Source organism: Humibacter antri (assembly GCF_054777235.1).
Genome location: NZ_BAAHAW010000048.1, coordinates 34,252 through 52,651 on the forward strand (window position 1 = coordinate 34,252; position 18,400 = coordinate 52,651).

Annotated in this window: 15 protein-coding genes; 4 read left to right on the forward strand and 11 right to left on the reverse strand. The window is 67.0% G+C overall.

The genetic code is table 11. The features are described 5' to 3' along the window. Positions 1-34 precede the first annotated feature (34 nt). The gene (locus ACYVDK_RS17155; protein WP_460524005.1) at positions 35-1,621 is read left to right on the forward strand and encodes an MFS transporter; all 1,587 of its coding nucleotides are present in this window, start codon (positions 35-37) and stop codon (positions 1,619-1,621) included. A 182-nt stretch (positions 1,622-1,803) separates the two neighbouring features. On the opposite strand, the gene ACYVDK_RS17160 is transcribed toward ACYVDK_RS17155, so the two are convergent. Then, positions 1,804-3,027 (reverse strand): MFS transporter, encoded by a 1,224-nt coding sequence (locus ACYVDK_RS17160; protein ID WP_460524007.1) that lies wholly within the window; start codon positions 3,025-3,027, stop codon positions 1,804-1,806. A 54-nt stretch (positions 3,028-3,081) separates the two neighbouring features. Between ACYVDK_RS17160 and ACYVDK_RS17165 the strand changes: the two genes are divergently transcribed. After that, positions 3,082-3,444, forward strand: coding sequence for an ArsR/SmtB family transcription factor (locus ACYVDK_RS17165; RefSeq protein WP_460524009.1), 363 nt, complete (start codon positions 3,082-3,084; stop codon positions 3,442-3,444). 138 nt (positions 3,445-3,582) lie between these two features. Here the strand turns inward: ACYVDK_RS17165 and ACYVDK_RS17170 are convergent, their stop codons facing one another. From ACYVDK_RS17170 to ACYVDK_RS17185, 4 genes are read right to left on the reverse strand one after another with little or no spacing between them, the layout of a single operon-like run. Next, positions 3,583-5,901 (reverse strand): FAD-dependent oxidoreductase, encoded by a 2,319-nt coding sequence (locus ACYVDK_RS17170; protein WP_460524011.1) that lies wholly within the window; start codon positions 5,899-5,901, stop codon positions 3,583-3,585. Next, positions 5,894-6,970 (reverse strand): acetylxylan esterase, encoded by a 1,077-nt coding sequence (locus ACYVDK_RS17175; RefSeq protein WP_460524013.1) that lies wholly within the window; start codon positions 6,968-6,970, stop codon positions 5,894-5,896. Before ACYVDK_RS17175 ends, ACYVDK_RS17170 begins: the two co-directional genes overlap by 8 nt. After that, on the reverse strand, positions 6,967-7,812 hold the full coding sequence (locus ACYVDK_RS17180) for an amidohydrolase family protein (protein ID WP_460524015.1): 846 nt from the start codon (positions 7,810-7,812) through the stop codon (positions 6,967-6,969). Before ACYVDK_RS17180 ends, ACYVDK_RS17175 begins: the two co-directional genes overlap by 4 nt. Continuing rightward, positions 7,809-9,836, reverse strand: a complete 2,028-nt coding sequence (locus tag ACYVDK_RS17185) for a right-handed parallel beta-helix repeat-containing protein (RefSeq protein ID WP_460524017.1) — start codon at positions 9,834-9,836, stop codon at positions 7,809-7,811. Before ACYVDK_RS17185 ends, ACYVDK_RS17180 begins: the two co-directional genes overlap by 4 nt. A 99-nt stretch (positions 9,837-9,935) precedes the next feature. Here ACYVDK_RS17185 and ACYVDK_RS17190 point away from each other — a divergent pair, with 99 nt between their 5' ends. Next, positions 9,936-10,685, forward strand: a complete 750-nt coding sequence (locus tag ACYVDK_RS17190) for a GntR family transcriptional regulator (RefSeq protein ID WP_460524019.1) — start codon at positions 9,936-9,938, stop codon at positions 10,683-10,685. A gap of 38 nt (positions 10,686-10,723) precedes the next feature. Here ACYVDK_RS17190 and ACYVDK_RS17195 read toward each other — a convergent pair whose 3' ends face one another. The 6 genes from ACYVDK_RS17195 to ACYVDK_RS17220 form a co-directional block, all read right to left on the reverse strand. Further along, positions 10,724-11,008, reverse strand: a complete 285-nt coding sequence (locus tag ACYVDK_RS17195) for an antibiotic biosynthesis monooxygenase family protein (protein ID WP_460524021.1) — start codon at positions 11,006-11,008, stop codon at positions 10,724-10,726. Between the two features lie 115 nt (positions 11,009-11,123). Further along, positions 11,124-12,980 (reverse strand): hypothetical protein, encoded by a 1,857-nt coding sequence (locus ACYVDK_RS17200; protein WP_460524023.1) that lies wholly within the window; start codon positions 12,978-12,980, stop codon positions 11,124-11,126. Further along, a complete protein-coding gene (locus ACYVDK_RS17205; protein WP_460524025.1) occupies positions 12,977-13,897 on the reverse strand; it encodes a carbohydrate ABC transporter permease in 921 nt (306 codons plus the stop codon). Before ACYVDK_RS17205 ends, ACYVDK_RS17200 begins: the two co-directional genes overlap by 4 nt. Then, positions 13,894-14,835: a carbohydrate ABC transporter permease gene (locus tag ACYVDK_RS17210; RefSeq protein ID WP_460524027.1), complete on the reverse strand. Its 942-nt coding sequence runs from the start codon at positions 14,833-14,835 to the stop codon at positions 13,894-13,896. The genes ACYVDK_RS17205 and ACYVDK_RS17210 overlap by 4 nt, the downstream gene beginning before the upstream one ends. Further along, entirely contained in the window at positions 14,835-16,115 is a 1,281-nt protein-coding gene (locus ACYVDK_RS17215) for an ABC transporter substrate-binding protein (protein WP_460524029.1), read from the reverse strand. The genes ACYVDK_RS17210 and ACYVDK_RS17215 overlap by 1 nt, the downstream gene beginning before the upstream one ends. Positions 16,116-16,335: 220 nt before the next feature. Then, positions 16,336-17,073, reverse strand: coding sequence for an SDR family NAD(P)-dependent oxidoreductase (locus ACYVDK_RS17220; RefSeq protein WP_460524031.1), 738 nt, complete (start codon positions 17,071-17,073; stop codon positions 16,336-16,338). Positions 17,074-17,327: 254 nt separating this feature from the next. On the opposite strand from ACYVDK_RS17220, the gene ACYVDK_RS17225 reads away from it, so the two are divergent. Further along, positions 17,328-18,344 (forward strand): acetylxylan esterase, encoded by a 1,017-nt coding sequence (locus ACYVDK_RS17225; RefSeq protein WP_460524033.1) that lies wholly within the window; start codon positions 17,328-17,330, stop codon positions 18,342-18,344. The last annotated feature ends 56 nt before the right edge of the window (positions 18,345-18,400 follow it).

Sequence of the window (18,400 nt, forward strand, 5' to 3'; positions counted from 1 at the left end):
TGCGGTGGGCGGGCCGGCGTGGTCCACTTGTCCCGTGAGCGATAGAACGGCGCGGCATCGGGCATCCGGCAGCGCCGCACCATCGTTCTCCCTCTCCCCCGACCCCGCAGCCACGACCGTGAGCCGGCGGGCGTGGTGGGCGCTCATCGTGCTGCTCGCCGGGATGTTCATGGCACTGCTCGACACGAGCATCGTGAACGTCGCGCTGCAGACCATCCGAACGAGCCTGAACGCGAACGAGGCGACGCTCTCGTGGGTGATCTCCGGCTACGCTCTGGCGTTCGGTCTGCTGCTCATCCCCGCCGGACGGTTCGGCGACCGGTTCGGCCACAAGTGGATCTTCGTCGTCGGCGTCAGCGTCTTCACGCTCGCGAGCGTGTGGTGCGGACTCGCGCAGTCGAGCACGGAGCTCGTCATCGCCAGGGTGGTGCAGGGCGTCGGCGGCGGCATCTATGTGCCGGCGGTGGCATCCCTCATCCAGCTCATGTTCCCGCCGCTCGTGCGCGGCAAGGCGTTCGGCGTGATGGGTGCGGTGATCGGCATCTCCACGGCGCTCGGACCGCTGACCGGCGGGCTGCTCATCCAAGCGTTCGGCGAGAAGGAAGGATGGCGCTCGATCTTCTTCGTGAACGCCCCGATCGGCGTGCTCACCGTCATCGCCGCAGTGCTCTTCGTGCCACGAGGCGCAGAGGGCAGGCGGCTGTCGACGGATGCCATCGGCCTGCTTCTCGCGATCGCCGGCCTCGTCGCTCTGCTCGTTCCGCTGATCGAGGGCGAGGACCAGGGATGGCCGCTCTGGACCTGGCTCAGTCTGGCCGGCGGCGTCGTGCTGCTCGTGCTGTTCGCGTTCTGGGAACGGCACGTCGCCACCACGAAGACGGAGCCGTTGGTGCCGCCGCACCTGTTCTCGCATCCGCAGTTCACCGGCGGTGTGCTGCTCGCGTTCGTCTACTTCGCGGCGTTCACGAGCATCTTCTTCACGATCTCGCTGCTCTGGCAGGCCGGACTGCAGCACACCGCGCTCGAGTCGGGTCTCGTCTCACTGCCGTTCTCGATCGGGAGCATCATCGGCGCACCCCTCAGCGACCGGTTCGCACGGCGCCTGGGACGCAACGTGCTCAGTCTCGGCACCGGGCTCGTCGCGCTCGGACTCATCACGCTGTGGCTCATAATCTGGCTTGAGCCGACCGAAGACCTTGTCAACTGGGATCTGCTGCCGCCCCTGTTCGTCGCCGGCTTCGGCAGTGGCCTGTTCGTGGCGCCGAACGCACGGTTCATCGTCGCGACCGTCGACAACACTGAAGCCGGGGCGGCCGCCGGGGTCATCCAGACCATGCAGCGCGTCGGCTCGGCCATCGGCATCGCGGTGATCGGCAGCATCCTGTTCGGTCAGCTGCCCGGATCGTTCGCGCCGAGCACCGCGAAGGCTGCCGAGATCGCCCAGCAGCATGCGGCGGGCGGAGCGGATGCCATCACGCACGCGATCCAGCAGTACGTCGACCACGGACTCGCGGTCGCTTTCGGCAACGGCGCCGCGCTCGCCATGCTGACGAGCGCGGTGTTCGCCGTCGCGGCGTTCCTGCTGGTTTTCGCGCTGCCGAAGAAGGTCAGCCTGCACTGAGTTCAGTCTGCACTGAGTCCAGCCTGCAGCGAGTTCAGCCTGCACTGAGTTCACTTGCGTGCCGGTCCTCGCCAGGCGCGCAGTCGACCGAGCACATGGTCGCGATCGGTCGCCGTGCACGCCGCCGACACCGGCGAGCGCGTCGCGTCCGGAGAATCCGCCCTGTGCACCCTTACCGGCGGTCACACGGTCTCGACGCCGGCGGTCGCGACCGGTACGACGTCGTTGCGCGTGGCCACGCGGCGGGAATGGAACCCCACCAGGAACAGCGTGAGTGCGATCGCGCTCACGACCGCACCGGTCACCGGCACCAGCCATGGTCCGCCGAGCGCGAGCGACCCGTTGCCGAGCGGCGGCGCAATGGAGATGCCGAGATACATCGCCGTGGAGTACCAGGCCATCGTCTGCTGCGCGTGTGCCGGTTCGATGCTCACGAGTCGATGCTGCACGGGGATGATCATCGCCGACACGACGGCGCCCCACAGAACGAATACGACGATGGATGCGGCGAACGACCACGCGAGCACGGCGAGTGCCAGAAGTGCGACGATCTGCACGGTGATCGCCACCGCCGCACTCGAGCGACTGCCGAACCGGTCCGTCATCCGACCGGCGAACGCGTTGCCGACGATGCCCGCCACACCGTACGCGGCCAGCAGCACAGCCAGCGACTCGCCGGATCCGCCCGTCGCGGCCGATGTCACCTCGGCCGAGAAGATATACACCACATTGAAGCCGGCGGTCACGAAGAGGGCGGTTCCGAGTGTGGCGAGCACACGGGCATCCGCCAGCGGGCGCAGCCTCTGCCGAAGCGACACCGCTGCGGAGTGCGGCACGCCGCGGAACATCGGCACGATCGCCACGGCGACCAGCACGCCGATGACCACGAGGCACCACATGGGCATGCGCCAGCCGTAGAGCGTGCCGAGCTCGGTGCCGAGCGGCGATCCGACGGCGACGGAGACGATGAAGCCGGCACCGACGATGGCCAGCGCGCGGCCGCGTCGGTCCACGGGCACGATCGTCGCCGCAACGGCCGTCGCGGTCGGCACGAGTGCAGCGCCCCCGAGCGCCGCGATCACGCGGCCGACACCGAACTCGGCCAGCGAGGTGCTCAGGGCCGCGATGACTGTGCCGACCGCGAAGAGAAGGGCACCGGATGCCATCAACGCCCACCGCGGCACGCGAGACAACCCGATCGAAACGGCCGGTGACGCCACTGCGACAACCAGTGCGTAGAGCGTGATCGTGTAGCTGACGGATGCCTGGCTCGCGTCGAGGTCTCGCGCGATGCGCGGCAGCAGTCCAGCGATCACGAACGCGTTCGTGCCCACCGCGAACAGGCCGAGGGCGAGCAGAAGGAGCTTGATCGTGGAACCGCGGTACGATTGTTCGATAACGGTCATACGGTCAAGGTAATCGTTAGTTCGATGTTCGTCAAACTATTTTCCGGAGGAGTCGTGAGCGAAGACCCCGGCGCGGCCGATCCGTCCGATCCCGTCGCAGCCGATCCATCCGACCCCGTCGCCTACCCCGTTCCCGATCTGGCCGAAGTGCAACTCGTCGACGTGCTTCGAGCTCTCGCCGACCCGATCCGCCTGGAGGTCGTTCGGCGTCTCGCCGATGGAGAACCCCGACCGAAGACCGTCCAGTTGTGGGACTTCGATGTGCAGAAGTCCACGCTGTCGCACCACTTCAAGACCCTGCGTGAGGCCGGGCTCACCCGTACGATCGTGAACGGGCGGCAGCACGACATCCTGCTGCGCAGGGCAGAGCTCGACGAACGGTTCCCCGGGCTCATCGAGTCGGTGCTGAACTCCTAGCTACGTCGAAAGGAGTTTGGACTGCAGAAGCGGCTCCAAGACAGTCGCTTTGGAGCCGCTTCTGCAGTTCAAACACCACTGGCGAGCACGACCATGAGCGCACGGGGGTTGCCGGTCGGCTCGCGATCGCGACGACCGTCAGTAGATCCGTAGACTCACGATCCGCGCGGATGGATCGCCGTTCGTGGCCGTCACCAGCACGCGCAGCGCCTCCGTCTCCGGATGCACCGGAAGAGTGTGGACGCGGTGCCGTCGACGATTGGCAGTGACCTCCTCGGCGAGACGCCACTCACCGGCGACGAACAGTTCCAGCCGGTAGTCGCGCACGAGTGTGGGGAATACGCGATGCGGCGTGCGGTGGTGGTGCAGCGTGTTGAGTTCGACATCCACGTCATCGTCGAACACCAACCGCACCTCGCGCACCGTCGTCGGCTCCTCGAACCGCACCTCGAGCCACTCCGGCCGACCGGCACTGATGGGCCGGGAGATCCACATCTGCGGACCCCCATAAGGTCGGTGGTATCCGCCCGCCGCCTTGTTCGCCGAGAACGCGTCGGTCGGCGGGTTCGCCTCCAGTCGGAGCCCGCGACCACGCAGGATGTGCGCCGGCCACTGCACGAGCACGTCCGCCTCGTCGAAGGCGACGTTCGCATCGCCATCGTTCTCGGGGCGATGTGAGAGAAGCAGCACCCCGGGAGCCGGTCGATCCGTGAGCACGACATGGATGTCGGGGTTCTCGCGCATCACGACGACGACGTTCTCGGCCTCACCTGGCCTCCATTCGAGGGGGAGGTCGACCCAGCTCGCAGTCGTCGATGCCCTCACCATCACCGAGATGGTGCCGACACGATCCACCGGGACGGCGTTCTGCCGCATACCGGTGGTGTACAGCGAGGCGTGAAGCGTCGTGTCACGTCCGGCGGCCAGCAGCACGCGGAGTCCACTCAGTTCCGGATCGACCGGAATGAGGATGCCCAGGTCGTGCTCCAGCGGGAACAGTTCACCGGCAATCCCGAACCTGCCGTCCTCGAGCCTGGCTTGCTCGAACCGGTCCGGCTGGCCGTGGCCGTCCGAGCCCGGGCCCCCGGGGTCAAGCGACCGGAGCCGGCTCGATGCGCTCACTTGGGCGCAACGGGCCAGGTCCAGCGGATCGTCGTTGCGCACTCCCATCACCGAGGCATCCTGCGCCAGCAGCAGTTGCCGCAGTCGCTCGGCGCCTTCTGCCGCCAGCTCACGCGGGGTCATCTCGAGATCGATCGCGAGCGATGCAGCAGTGCCTGCCGCCTCCCCGCCCACAGCACACGTAGCCATCACGCTCGACGACCCGAACGCGATGTGAGTGGCGGAGATGTCCCGTCCGGCCAAGAACAGATTGCTCACGTTCGCCGAGTAGTAGCTGCGCAGCGGGATACCGTATACACCGCGCGAGAATCGCTGGTGGGCACCGGCCGCTGTGGCGTACATCCCCTCGACGGGGTGGAGGTCGATCGACCAGCCGCCGAAGGCGACGGCATCCGCGAACTCGGTCTGCTCGAGGACATCGTTCTGCGTGAGCGTGTAGTCGCCCACGAATCGCCGGTATTCCCGCTTGCCCGGCAGTGCGCCGACCCACTCCAGATCGAGGTTCGCCGCGTCGAACTCTCCGGAGTTCTTGATGTACTCCCAGATGCCGAAGATGACCGAGCGGAGCTCGTCGCGGATGCGCTCATTATCGGCGACGATGTCGAGCTCGCCACCCCATTCGATCCACCAGTAGTAGGCGCCTCGGTCGCCACTTCGAATGATCCGCGTCGTGGGGATCGGCGTGGTGGCGATGTCCTTGGCCGACGCCGGAGCCACGAACTCGACGGGATGCCCGGCATCCCTCGTGTAGAAGAGGACGGTCGACCCCAGGAACTGCCCGTCCGCGAGCGGCGGGGCCCAGCTCTCTCCGAACTCGTCCCTCCCCTCACGCCCGATCCGGTAGCGTGCGCCGACGAGAGCGCCGATCAGACCATCGCCGGTCGCGTCGACGTAGTACGCGCTGCGGAACGTGGTCCACAGCTCGGAGCCCATGGTCCAGCCGCGCACGTGATCGATCGTTCGGTCAGCATCCGGACCCATGGCGTGCGCCAGGTGCACGTCGGTGTTCAGGAACAGCAGGATGTTCGGCTCGGCCCGCACCGCGTCGAGCACGACCTCGTCCCAGTGCACGGGGTTGCCGTCGGGATTGCGGTACTGGTTCTCCAGATACAGCTCACCCATGATGCCGGTCTCTCGCGCGAAGCGCTGCATGCCGTGAGCAGTCGCGCCGCAGACCCACACCCGGATCTCGCTCGAGGAATTGCCGCCGAGCACAGGACGGTTGGTGACGAGGGCGACCCGTTTGCCAAGGCGTGCTGCAGCGACGGCCGCGCACACTCCGGCGAGGCCGCCTCCGATCACGGTGAGATCGGTCTCGAGGGTCTGTTCACGCATGGTTCGCACCCTCCGCGGCGGTCAGCGAGGTCTGGTCCGCCGGCCCGGCAGGCGTGTGTTGCGGGCGAACCGGAAGGCTCTGGAGGAATGCACCGATGGTCGCGCTGCGCAGCGGGTCGTCGCATCCGTCGCCGCCTGCGCAGTGGCCGTGCGCGGGCACGTGCACCCGGGTCGGACCACCGAGGGCGTTGGCGACCGCGAACTGCCCGGGAGGGGGAACGGAGGGGTCGGCGAGCGCGGTCAGCACGAGCACGGGCACGCGAACGCGGCGGGCCGCCGAGGCGGCATCCACGTAGCCGAGGGTGCGCATCGCCTCCGGATGCTCGAGCACGTACCGGCCGACGATTTGCGCCGAGCCGGTGCTGGGCACCGCGACACGCCAGGCGTGGTGGCCGAAGCTCGGCACCTCGAGCACGCCGGCGTCGAAGCAGTCGCCGAACCCCAGGGCGAGCGCGCCGATGCCTCCGCCGAAGCTCGATCCGAGATAATCGACCCGGCCGATGAGCGGGAAGAGCTCGCGCAGCACTCGCGCGGCGAGCCACATGTCCACGGCGGATCCCACATGGCTGTACCCGCGCGGGGACCGGATGCCCCACAGCACGTGGTGCATTCCGGTCTCGCCCCCGACGCCGTCCACCTCGCTTCTGGCCGGAAGTCCTCGGGCGACGGGAAACAAGGCGACGGCATCCTTCGGGATGTCGGCGAGGTCGGCAGCGTCGCGACCGCCGTAGCCGTGCCCGACGACCACGCCGCGAGTGACCGTGCCGCGCGGCCGTGTCAGCCAGCCTCCGATCCGGATGCCGTCGAGGCTGCGGTAGCCGACATCGGCCACCTGCACGTCTGCACCGCTCTCGAGCGCGCGCCATCGACCCAGCCGGAGGTCGAGGGCGAGGTCGGCTGCCTCCCCTGCGACACCCGCCCAGAATGTGTCGAGGTCGAGGGGCTCGTGCTCGGGCGCTCGCACGGCCAGCAGCGCCTTCAGACCCATCCCGTGGGTCGGATCGAAGCCGAACTGTTCGCGCATGGGCGGCGCGGCCACCGCACCCGTCCGCATCATCCCCGCGGTCATGAGGCCCTTCCCGCAGGAGCCGCGAGCCGATACCACTCCACGGCCGTGCCTGCGCGCAGCGGGTCGACGTCGCGGGTGCATTCGGCGGCGAGGCGTTCCATCGAGCCGATCGCCCGCTGGTATCCGCCGACGGGCTCGCAGAGCGGCCAGTCCGAGCCGATCATCGCCCGCCGGGCACCGAATGCATCCAGCGCGACTCCGACACAGGGCAGCAATGCGTCGCTCCCCTCCCCGTGGCTCAGCTGGGTCAGGAGCCCGGACAGCTTGACCGCGACGTTCCCGCATTCGGACAGTGTCCGCATTCCGCTCGCCCAGTCGTGCAGCGCGTCCGTCTCGATGCGCGGCTTGGCAAGGTGATCCACCACGATACGCAGCTGCGGCGCCGCGGCCGCGACGGCGAGCGCAGCCGGCAGTCCGCTCGGGTTCAGCAGCAGGTCGAGAGCGAGCCCTCGGTTGGCGAGCGCACGCATCCCGTCGACCAGGCGCGGCCCCGGCACGACGTCATCCCCGGCCGACAGCATCGTGCGGATGCCCACCAGCCATCCACCTCCCGCTCCCGCAAGCAGGCGGTCGAGCCGGGCCGCTACATCCGCTGCTTCGAGATCGACCCACCCCACCACGCCGGCAATCAACGGATCGGCGTCGGCGAGCGCGAGCAACCGCTCGGTCTCCGCCTCGCTGCCGATCGTCTGCACGGCAACGACCCCGTCGACGCCGGCCGTCGCCGTGAGAGGCCGGAGGCGCTCGACCGTGTCCTGACGGTCGAGCACCCCCGCTCCTGCGCGCACGTCGTGCGCCGTGGGCCCTTCAGCCCACACGTGGACGTGCGCGTCGATCCTCATCGCACGGAGTCTCGCCCGGCGCCGGCGGTCCAACGTGGAGCGCCGTACTGGTAGGCGCCGAGGCTGGGAATCGGATCGGTCGAGCCGTCGTTGACGCCCGGCAGCGGGATGGCCGCGTTCCGGGCGGGCGAGGCCGCCTGCAGCGTGTAGTCGTTGTGCGCCGGATCGGTGAACAGCGGGTCCACGTCCGATCCCACGTTGTTCCTCAGTATCATGCCGCCGTTCGTGGCATCCGTCGTGCCGACCATCGGGCCGATGTTGTTCTCCACCACGGTTCCGGTCGACTGGTTCGCACCCTTCACGTACATCATGTAGACCCCGCCGGTGTTGTTGGCGACGAGGTTGTCGCGCGACCCGCTGCCGAGCCCGTTCAGCATCACAGTCTGCGTCGGGTTGTTCCAACCCACGTTGTCCACGATGTTCAGGTCGCTCTGCCCGTTGTCGGCGTAGACGCCGGCCATCGCGAACTTCTCGGTGGTGCCGATGGCGGGAGTGGCATCGTGCAACAGGTTGTGATCGATGGACGTCCCCTGCATCGACGACCCACAGCACGCGTAGATCGCGGCGGTGTCGAGGTTGAGATTGCCATATCCCGAGATGTCGTTGTACGCGATGTGATCGGGCGCCTCGATGCCGCCTGTCGGTTGGATCCACTGCAGGTTGATACCGCTGCGACCCACCCGTGCGATGGTGTTGTGCATCACGGTCTCGCCCGATCCCTGCACGGCGATGCCCGCCGCGTAGGTCCCCGCGTAGTCGACGTCGGTGATCACGTTCCCGGTCGCCGTGTTGCCGCTGCCGAGCAGCGCGATGCCATTGCCGGCACTGAAGGAGAGCGTGCTGTTGCGCACGATGTTGCCCGTGCCCTTGATCACGATTCCGCTGTCGAGGATGCCCCTGTTGACCGTCACGCCGCAGTTCGTGGCGCCCTGCGTGATGTCGGTGTACTGCGACAGGTACTGTCCGACGATGCCGTCGAGGACGACGCCGGTGCTGCTGGCACCCGTGGCGATCGAGGTGCCGAACAGGTGGATGCCCTGCACCGTCGTGTCGCTGGCCCCGGTGAGATCGAAGCCGAGCTGGCGCCGCTTCGCCTCGATGAGCTGGGTCGATGGCGGCCGCTGGCTCACCAGGTACAGCTGCTTCGCCGTCGTGTCGTAGTACCACTCGCCGTTGTGCGACAGTTCCGCGATCTGGCCGGCGAGCGTGTAGCGCGTCTGGCCGGGGGCGATGGTGTGCACGCACGCCGGTGCCACGTTCAGCGTCAGGGAACCGGTCACCGAATCGACGACCGTTCCGGTCTCAGTCGCATACCAGTAGCTGGTGAGCACCCGGGCGCCGTTCCAGTAGCCGGCCGGCTGTGTCAGCGCCGGATCGACGATGGTCGCCCCGCTGCTGCCCGCCTGCGCGCGCTCGATCGTGAGCGGATGGATCGGGTCAGTGCCCGGATACGGCCACTGCGCCTCGACGTCCATCGATCCGTCGGTGAAGACCTGCACCGGGCTGACGTCGTCGCCCAGGTCGATCGGCACCTTGTACACCTCGCCCGCGTTCACCGCGTCGCTGAAGGCGGAGCCGACGACGTAGGGATCGGACGTCGCCAGCGCACTCACGTCCGTCGGCTTGACGTGCCGCCAGTGGGTCACCGGATCCGCGCCGGACACGGTCACCGTCGCGCCGGGTGCCGCACGATACGTGATCGGGGCGCCTGCTGTGCCCGATGCCTTCGGTGTGACGGTCTCGTGATACGTGCCACCTGCGATCTCACAGGTGTCGCCGGCGACCATCACGTCTGCACAGCGCTGAATGCTCGCGAACGCGTGGTTCGGCGTGCGGCCGTTCTTGGCGTCGTTCCCGTGCGTGGAGACGTAGTACGTGGTGCCGGTCGCCGGTGTTGCGGCAGCAGCGGCCGGCAGGGCGAGGACCGTAGCGGCGGCCGCAGCGATCCCGAGCGTCGCGAGCCGCCGCAGCGGACGCGATCCCAGTGGACTGCGCCGAAATCGGTGACGACGAATAGACAGCATCCTTGCTCCTATCGATAAGGTATAATCGATGAAACTAGCGCGGCAATGGATGCCGGTCAACCGCGAACTACTGGATTATCGATAGATAGACTCATGCCCGTGTCGAACACTTCGGCTTCTCAGTCCGAGACCAACGCCTTCTCCGGCGCACCAGATGCCGCCGCCATGAACTCCGGGACGGGCTCGCGCGATGCACTGCGCCGAAGCCTGGAGGCGGAGCGCAACAACTTCGGCCGCGATCTCCTATCGGACCAGGTGTACGACCTGGTCCGACGGCTCGTCATGGAACAAGCGCTGAAACCCGGCGACCGCGTCGTCGAGCTGGAGCTCTCCCAGCGGCTCGGCATCAGCCAGGCTCCGGTGCGCGACGCTGTCAAACGCCTCGCCTACGAGGGCGTGCTCACGCATATTCCGCGTCGCGGTCACTTCGTGACCGTCGCAGAGGAACACGATCTAGAGCATGCCGTCGCCGCCCGCACCATGCTCGAGCGCACGTCGGCCAGGCTCGCTGCCGGCGAGCTGTCCGACGACATGCGCACCGAGCTCGAGGAGATCGTCGAGCGCATGCGCGAGGCGGCAGCTATCGAAGATGTCGCGGCCTTCCGCGTGCTCGACTTCGCGTTCCACCGGCACGTATGCGCTGCGAGTGGCAACCCGCTGATCGTCAAGTGCTGGGACGTTATCGAGCCGGCGCTGCGATCGTCCCGTGCGGTCGGCGACCCGCTGTTCCAAGGCGACTGGGCCAAGATCGCCGACGAACATGCGATGCTCCTCGGCCTCCTACGCCCCGATAAGGCGGACGCCGCGGCCGACGCGTTCGAGCGCCACTCCTCTCTGCGGAGCCCGTAGCTGTCATGCTGAAGGGCTGCGGCCCTTCAGCCGTGCTGTCAGAGTTCGACGGTCTCGAACTCGAGGAGGTCGGCCCCTGTGGCGACGGGGTTCGGGCCGCCGTGCGTGCCTGCCTGACCGTCGCGCCACACCCGGAACGACTCCTCCGTGTCCCACGTGGTGACCACGAAGTAGCGGTCGTCGCCTTTGACGGGACGCAGCAGCTGAAAACTCTCGAAGCCGGGCTGGCGGTCCACCGCGTGTTTGCGGCCGGCGAAACGTGCCTCGAGGTCGGCGCCGTGACCCTCCGGAACATGGATGGCGTTGATCTTGACGACGGACATGGGGGATTCCTCGCTCTCCTGCGCAGCCGAACCCGGCGTCGGGCCGGAGTGACAGCGTATCCGTCGTGACTGTGCAGCAGTCTTGTGCAGCGGTCCTGTCGAGACGAGGGCGGGCCTACGCCCTGCGAAGGGATGCCTGCGCCGCGTGCAGCCGCAACATGAGCGTCAAGCGCAGGCGCGCACCGGCTGGGATCGCCACCATGACCCGCGATCCGTCCGCAACGAGTTCCACGTCGGGGCCGGCGTCACCGTCGAGCAGGCATGCGGCGACGTGTTCGATGACGTGTTCGCCGAACCCGCCGGCCTGCACGACGAGCTCCACCGCCGCCTGGCCGAGGTTGACGAGTTGCACCGCCGACCGTTCGGGGTCGATGGCCTCCACGAGCGCTGCGACCGTCGGCGGAAGCCCTGGGCGTTCGGAGACGGGGTCCAGGTACCGCACGAACGCGTGCTGCAGTCCGCCGTTGTAGAGCGCCTGGGGAGCGCCGAGCACGGTCATCACCAACGCCTCGGTGACCACCGGGTTCACGTGCTGCCAGCGATCCTGATCGAAGCCGGAGGCGAGATCATCGGCGCGCAGCGCCTCCAGCCGCTCATCCACCTGCCGATGCGCCACTGCGAGTAGCGAGGCCGCGAACGACTCGATGTCGCCGTCGTCGAGGGCGGCGAGCCAGGCGTCCTCGTGCCCCGCCTCCTCCTTCTCACGGAACGGGCGCACGCGCTTCCAGTCCCAGCCCCCGTCCTCGCGCAGGCGGTCGAGGAAGGCACGGTCCGAGCCCTGTCTCGAGAGCCACCACAGCCACACCGGGAAGGCGACCTGCGGAGGCTGATAATCGAACCATCCGTCTGGCGCCAGCCGCGTGGGCCAGAGTTCGAGCTCGTGCTCGAACTCGTCGGCGAAGTGCGTGCTCCAGCGCCGCTTCAAGGTCATCGTGCGCGTTGCGGGCACTGCGTGCTCCGCCTTCGCACTGACGGCGTTCAGGATCCCGCGTACCAGTTCGAGCCCGGCCTCGTCGCGGGTCACGGTGAGCAGACCCGCAGCGGCGTTGAGCGCGGCCGGCAGCAGGCTGTGGATGCCGTGCGGCCAGGTCCACCCGTACAGGCCGCCGAACCACGACCCGACCGGGCCCCCGCCCTCGACGTCGGCACCGCCGACTATCCCGTCGGCACCGACGTTGTCGGGGAGAAGCCCGTCGTTCTCGAACGCGCGCCCAATCCATCCGCCGACGTAACCCGCAACCCAATCACGCCACCGCTCTTCACCGGTGAGCAGCCACGCCAGCGTCACAAGCGAGACCGCGTTGAGGTTCACGGCCACGTCGCCCGAGCCGAAACGGTGCTGCATGGCCTCGGCCATGCGTTCGGCGTTGCCGGACTTCTCGAGGTCCTCCCACGTCTCGATGCCCGGCAGGCCGCGCACCGGGAGGCCGTAGGTGCGCAATTCGGTGCGCTCGGCACCGAACCGCGGCATGACATCCTCGATACCCGGTCTGGGACCTCCCGCGCCGTTGTGCGGAGCGCGGATGATGTTCAGCCCGACATCGTAGTTCCCTGCGGGCGAGTCGGGCAGGTACAGCGCAGCGAACCGGGTGACGGCATCCTTCAGCTCCTCGTTTCCCGGATCGGCGAGGCAGAGCCCGTAGAAGAGCTCGAGACCCTCGCCGATGTGGAACCAGTCGTAGCCCAGTTCGAAGCCGTCGCGAAACATGCCGACCCCCTCGAGCTGAGCGCTCACGCCGCGCCACACGCGCAACGTGCAGGCCAGCAGCTCGGAGTTGCCGCCGATCGTGTACAGCGTCGGCCAGTTGAAGACGGACTCGAGAAAGTCGTCGGCGCCGTCCCTCCCGATCGGCCGGCCCGCTGGGCGAAGCCGCCCATCATCATCCACGTACTTCGCGGCGAACTCCCGCCACGCGTCTTCGAGCCGCTCACGCAGACTCACCTGCAACGCGGCCCACTCGGGTACGGTCATCCCTTCGTCGCCCCGACCGTGAGGCCGCCGATGATGTGCCGCTGCATGTAGATGAAGAAGACGATGACCGGTGCGACCGCGAGCAGCAGGTTCGGGAACACCTTCGTGAGGTCGGTCGTGTACTGACTGATACCGGTGTAGATCGCCGTCGTCACGGTGTACTGGTTCGACGACGGCCCGAGCAGGATCTGGGGACTCACGAAGTCGTTCCACAGGCCGATCGAGTTGAGAATGAGGATGGTCACGACCGCCGGTCTCAGCAGCGGGAAGATGATCGTCCAGAACGTGCGGAGCCGCCCGGCACCGTCGATCGACGCCGCCTGGTCGATATCCTTCGGCACGGTCGAGATGTAACCGACCATCAGGAAGATGCTCACGGGAAGCGTGGTCGCGGAGTCGTACAGCACTAGCCCGGCGAAGCTGTTGACCAATCCGAGCGTTCGCAGCACATAGATGGCCGGGATGACCAAGGCCGCGCCGGGGATGAACGTGCCCGCCAGGAAGTACAGGAGCAGGAGCCGCGTCTTGCGGTTGGCGCTGCGCGCGATGACGTACGCGGCCGGCCCGGCGAGGGCGATGCAGATGATGTCCACCACGATCACGATCGAAGCGGTGAATCCGTACGCGGCGACCACGTTGTACTCGGGGCTCGTGATGGCCGCGATCAGCGGCTGCAACGTGAGCCTGTCGAAGGGGATGCCGAACGGCTGCGTCTGGATGTCCTGCTGCGTCTTGAACGCGTTGACCAACAGGATGTATGCCGGGCCGCCCATGAGTGGTACCAGCATCGCGAGCATGATGATGCGCACCGCGTGAGGGCGCCGGCGTTGGCGCCCACGGCGTTGCGGCTGACGCCCTCGCTTCGCCGTCATCGCCTCGTCTACCATCGCCTCGGCGGTGAGAGTCTCTGCGGTCATGCGTCACCTCCTGCAGCTCTGTCGCTGCGATTGCGCAGCGCGGTCACCAGAAGCGCGAGCGCGGCGGAAACCACCATCAAGAACACCGCCTGAGCATTGGCGTAGCCGATCTTCGTGCTGCTGAAGGACTGAGCGAGGATCACGTACGCGTAGGTCGAAGTGGCGCCCGCCGGTCCGCCGCCGGTGAGGCTCACGACGATGTCATAGGCACGCAGAAGACCTATCAGGTTGAGTATCAGTGCGACAGTGACTACTGGCGCGATCATGGGGATGACGATGTGCCTGTTGATCTTCCAGCGGCTGGCTCCGTCGATCTCCGCCGCCTCGATGAGTTCGAGGGGGACGGTCTGCAGTGCCGCGACGAAGAGCACGACGTTGAATCCGAATCCGGCCCAGACGATGACGGCGATGAGCGAGACGAGGGCGAGATCCTGCTCGAAGAGGAATCCCACCGGACCGATTCCGAACGGCGCGAGCAGCGTGTTGAGTGCACCCTTGGTGCCGAGGATCGCGTTCCACAGGAACCCGAGGATCAGCGCGCTGATCACGTGCGGATAATAGGTCAAGGCCCGGAACACGGAGTTGGTGCGCGACTTCTGGCGCAGCGCCAGTGCGTAGGCGAGACCGAGTCCGATCTCGAAGGCCGATCCGAAGATCACGATGAGCATCGTGACCCACATCGAATGCGTGGTGTTCGGATCCTGGAAGAGCCGGGTGTAGTTCTGGATGCCGAGGAAGTTCGCTTCGGAGAAGCCATCCCAGTCGGTGAAGCTCAGGTAGATCGCGACGATGACCGGCACCACCATGAGCACGGAGTAGAGGAGCACGGCCGGTCCGGCCATGCCCAGAGAGATCGCCGTGTCCTTGAGCCTTCTGTTGCGTTTGCGCGCCGCAGCGCTCTCCCCGGACTGCGTCCGGGGAGAGCGTGCGTCGGGCATCACTGCGCCTGCGAGTCCCACCACTTGTCCAAGTTCTCCGCCACCTGCTGCGGGGTCGATCCAGAGAACAGCGACTGGATCTGGCTGCCGAGTTCCGTCGAGTATCCCGGAAGCGGCTGCTCGTCGGCAGCCTCGACGAATCCACCGGGCGAGACATCGATGATCTTCTGCACACCCTCGCCAAGGCTGGACATCGTGTAGGTGTAGCCCTTGCGGAAGTTGCCGTCCGCGGCGAGCTCGCTCGAGACGGCCGCCTTGTCGGTGGTCAGCCACTTCACGAGGTTGATCGCCGCTTGCTGATTCTTCGACTGCTTCACCACGACGTACGGGTCAGCGATGTTGCTGTACTGCTTCGTCGGGTACTTGCCTGCCGTGGGCATGGAGAAGACGCCGATGTTGTCGCTCTCCTTCGCCTGGTCGGCGGCGGGCACGAAGAACGATCCCATGATGTACATGGCCGATTTGCCCTGGAGGAAGTTGGTCTGACCGTCGGCGTAGGCGAGCCCCAAATCGCTCTTCTGCAGATAGCCCTTGTCGATCCACGACGAGTAGTCCTTGAGAGAGTTCACGAAGTCCTTGTCGCCCGCGAAGGTGACGTCACCCGCCCGGCGCTGCTTGATCCAGTCCGGCGTCTTCGTCATTGTCATCGAGTCGTTGAACATGGTGAACTGCCCGCCGGTGACCCACTGGCCGGCAGTCTGCAGCGGCTGGTAGCCGGCATCCTTCAGCTTGCCCATCGCGTCGGTGAACTGCGCCACCGTCTTGATCTTCGTGGCGTCGAGACCGGCCTTCTTGAACGCCGCCTTGTTGTAGAAGACGAGCGACTGCACCTGCTGCCCGGCGCCGACGAGGTACGTCTTGCCATCGATCTTGTAGTTGTCGACGAGAGGGGTGTTCTTGGTCCACGACTGCTTCGACAGGTCCGTGAAGAGCTTCGCCGTGGCGGCCGAGGGCGTCACCTGCTGCACGATGTCGGGCGGGTCGCCCGCCGCGAGATCCTGGTTCAGCTTGTCACCGGCCGAGATGGTGCCCGTGCGCTCGAGCGCCACCGTCACACCCGGGTTCGCCTTCTCGTACTTGTCGAACAGCTTCGTCCAGTACGCGACGGTGAGGTTGGGCGTGACGTTGACGATGATCCGCAGATGCGCGGCCGTCTTCGTCGACGAGCCGTTCCCCGAGCCGGACGAACCGGTTCCTGAACAACCTGCCAGCACCAAGGACGCTGCGCCGGCGATCACCGCAACGGCGCCAACGCGCCGCCAGATCCCCTTGCCTTTCATTCCGACTCCACTCTGATGTCTTGGGGGTGAGGGCGAGAAATGAGACCTTAGCCTCGTTGCTCGAATCGATCGTCGTGGTCAAAGCGACTATCGATAGTCGAAAGAATTACACGAACCGATCTCCGCGTCAAGCGGGTGCCGGCTGGAACATGTGGCGCTCAAGGCCATCCATGTCGCGAAAGGCGCCGACGTGCCATCGTCGAACGTGCATCTGCGCCGCTCAGAGACTCTCGCCGCCGTCGACCGGCAGCGAGACGCCCGTGATCATGGATGCCTGAGATGACGCGAGGAAGACTGCCGCATTCGCCACATCCTCGACGGTCACCCATCGCCCGAACGGCTTCCGGGCCGCCTGCTCGGCGAGCTTCGCGTCGATCTCTTCCCGCGTGCCGCGCATCGTGGCACGCAGCATCGGCGTGTCGACGCCGCTCGGGCAGACCGCGTTCACGCGGATGCCCTGGGATCGCAGGTCCACCGCCAATGTGCGAGTCATTCCGACAAGACCTGCCTTCGCCGTGGCGTACCAGGGAGCCCCAGGGTGCGCGCGCAGACCCGACGTGGAGCCGGTGAAGGTGATGCTCGCGGCATCGGAGCGCGCCAGTTGCGGCGTAAGCGCCGCCACGCAGTTGGCCGGGCCCTGCAGATACAGCTCGAGCATCTGAGCGAGGTCGGACTCGACCCGCCCGGCGCTGAGGAACACCGCGTCGATCCGGCCGAACGCATCTATCGTGCGGACGGCAAGTTGCTCCAGGTCGGCGGGAACGCGGATGTCCGCCGGCGTGAAGATCGCCTCGGATCCCCTGGCCACGATCTCTGCCGCCGCTCCAACTCCGCGTTCCGCATCGAGATCCGACAGACTCACCTTCGCACCACGTGCCGCAAACAGCTCGGCTGTGGCTCGCCCCATACCCGAGGCGCCACCGATCACCACAGCGACCCTGCCCTCGAAGTCGCTCAAGGCCCCGAAATCCCTCAAAGGACGAGCGGATCCGACTCGCCCTGGTCGTTCGTCCGCCTCGGCGCGCGCCGTCACCATATGCATCCTCCTCGGTCGGATCGATACTATCGTTCATCGATAGTCGTTACGATGCTCATCAACGATGACGTCGAACGACCGACTCGCTCAGCGTGCCGGTTGACGGCACAAGTGTCGACGTGCTGTCGGCACCGCGCCACAACCGTCGCGAAACCGCGACCAGAGACGGAGAGCTTATGCCCGTGCTCGATCTGCCCATCGACCAACTCCGGCACTACCTGCCGGCCATCACCGCCCAGCCCGACTTCGACGACTTCTGGCGACGCACGCTCGCCGAGCACGGGTGTGCAGGCGCAGCCGTGAGATTCAATCCGGTCACCTCTCCGTTGGAGACGATCGACACGTACGACGTGACGTTCCCCGGGTTCGACGGACAGCCGGTCAAGGCGTGGCTGCACCTCCCCCGCCACCGAGTCGGCCAGTTGCCGTGCGTCGTGCAATACATGGGCTACGGAACCGGGCGGGGAACACCCGTCACGTTGCAGAACTTGCTCTACAGCGCCGCGGGATATGCGAACCTCATCGTCGACAATCGCGGTCAGGCGGGCAGCGACACCGCCGACGGCGACGGGACCCAGGCGATGCAGGCATCGGGGTTCCTCACCAAGGGCGTGCTGAGCCCGGAGACCTTCTACTACCGCAGGCTCATCGTCGACGCGATTCGTGCCGTGCACGCCGCGACCGAGCATCCGGAGATCGACGCCACCCGGGTCGTGGTCGCTGGCGGGAGCCAGGGTGCCGCGTTGGCGCTGGCCACGGCGGCTCTCGACGACACTCCGATCGCCGTGCTCGCGGATCTCCCCTTCCTCAGCCACGTCAGGCGCGCAGCCGACGTCGCATCCGCCGGACCCTATCTCGAGCTCACCGCGTTCGGGCGATCACGACCGGAACTGATCGACAGGGCATTCACGACACTGAGCTACTTCGACGGCATGAACTTCGCGGCCCGATCCACCTCGCCCGCCCGGTTCTCCGTCGCACTCATGGACGACGTCGCCCCCGCCTCGACGGTGTTCGCCGCATACAACCGTTATGCAGGGCAGAAGGCGATCGACGTGTACGCGTTCAACGGACACGAGGGCGGAGGACAGCTGGCAGCGGAACGGCGTCTTGCGTTCCTCGGCGACGTCTTCGGCGACGCCGAGACGCTCGCGGACGCGGAAAGCCTCGCCGAGATCGACTCACTTGCATAGGAACCCAGTCCGGACTGCAGAAGTGGCTCCAAGACCATCGCGTTGAAGCCGCTTCT

Bases quoted from the DNA above. Each gene is read 5' to 3' on its own strand.
- ACYVDK_RS17195 (WP_460524021.1), bottom strand. From the start codon at position 11,008: ATGTCCGTCGTCAAGATCAACGCCATCCATGTTCCGGAGGGTCACGGC.
- ACYVDK_RS17170 (WP_460524011.1), bottom strand. From the start codon at position 5,901: ATGCGTGAACAGACCCTCGAGACCGATCTCACCGTGATCGGAGGCGGC.
- ACYVDK_RS17185 (WP_460524017.1), bottom strand. From the start codon at position 9,836: ATGCTGTCTATTCGTCGTCACCGATTTCGGCGCAGTCCACTGGGATCG.
- ACYVDK_RS17205 (WP_460524025.1), bottom strand. From the start codon at position 13,897: ATGACCGCAGAGACTCTCACCGCCGAGGCGATGGTAGACGAGGCGATG.
- ACYVDK_RS17160 (WP_460524007.1), bottom strand. From the start codon at position 3,027: ATGACCGTTATCGAACAATCGTACCGCGGTTCCACGATCAAGCTCCTT.
- ACYVDK_RS17200 (WP_460524023.1), bottom strand. From the start codon at position 12,980: ATGACCGTACCCGAGTGGGCCGCGTTGCAGGTGAGTCTGCGTGAGCGG.
- ACYVDK_RS17210 (WP_460524027.1), bottom strand. From the start codon at position 14,835: ATGCCCGACGCACGCTCTCCCCGGACGCAGTCCGGGGAGAGCGCTGCG.
- ACYVDK_RS17215 (WP_460524029.1), bottom strand. From the start codon at position 16,115: ATGAAAGGCAAGGGGATCTGGCGGCGCGTTGGCGCCGTTGCGGTGATC.
- ACYVDK_RS17175 (WP_460524013.1), bottom strand. From the start codon at position 6,970: ATGACCGCGGGGATGATGCGGACGGGTGCGGTGGCCGCGCCGCCCATG.
- ACYVDK_RS17225 (WP_460524033.1), top strand. From the start codon at position 17,328: ATGCCCGTGCTCGATCTGCCCATCGACCAACTCCGGCACTACCTGCCG.
- ACYVDK_RS17180 (WP_460524015.1), bottom strand. From the start codon at position 7,812: ATGAGGATCGACGCGCACGTCCACGTGTGGGCTGAAGGGCCCACGGCG.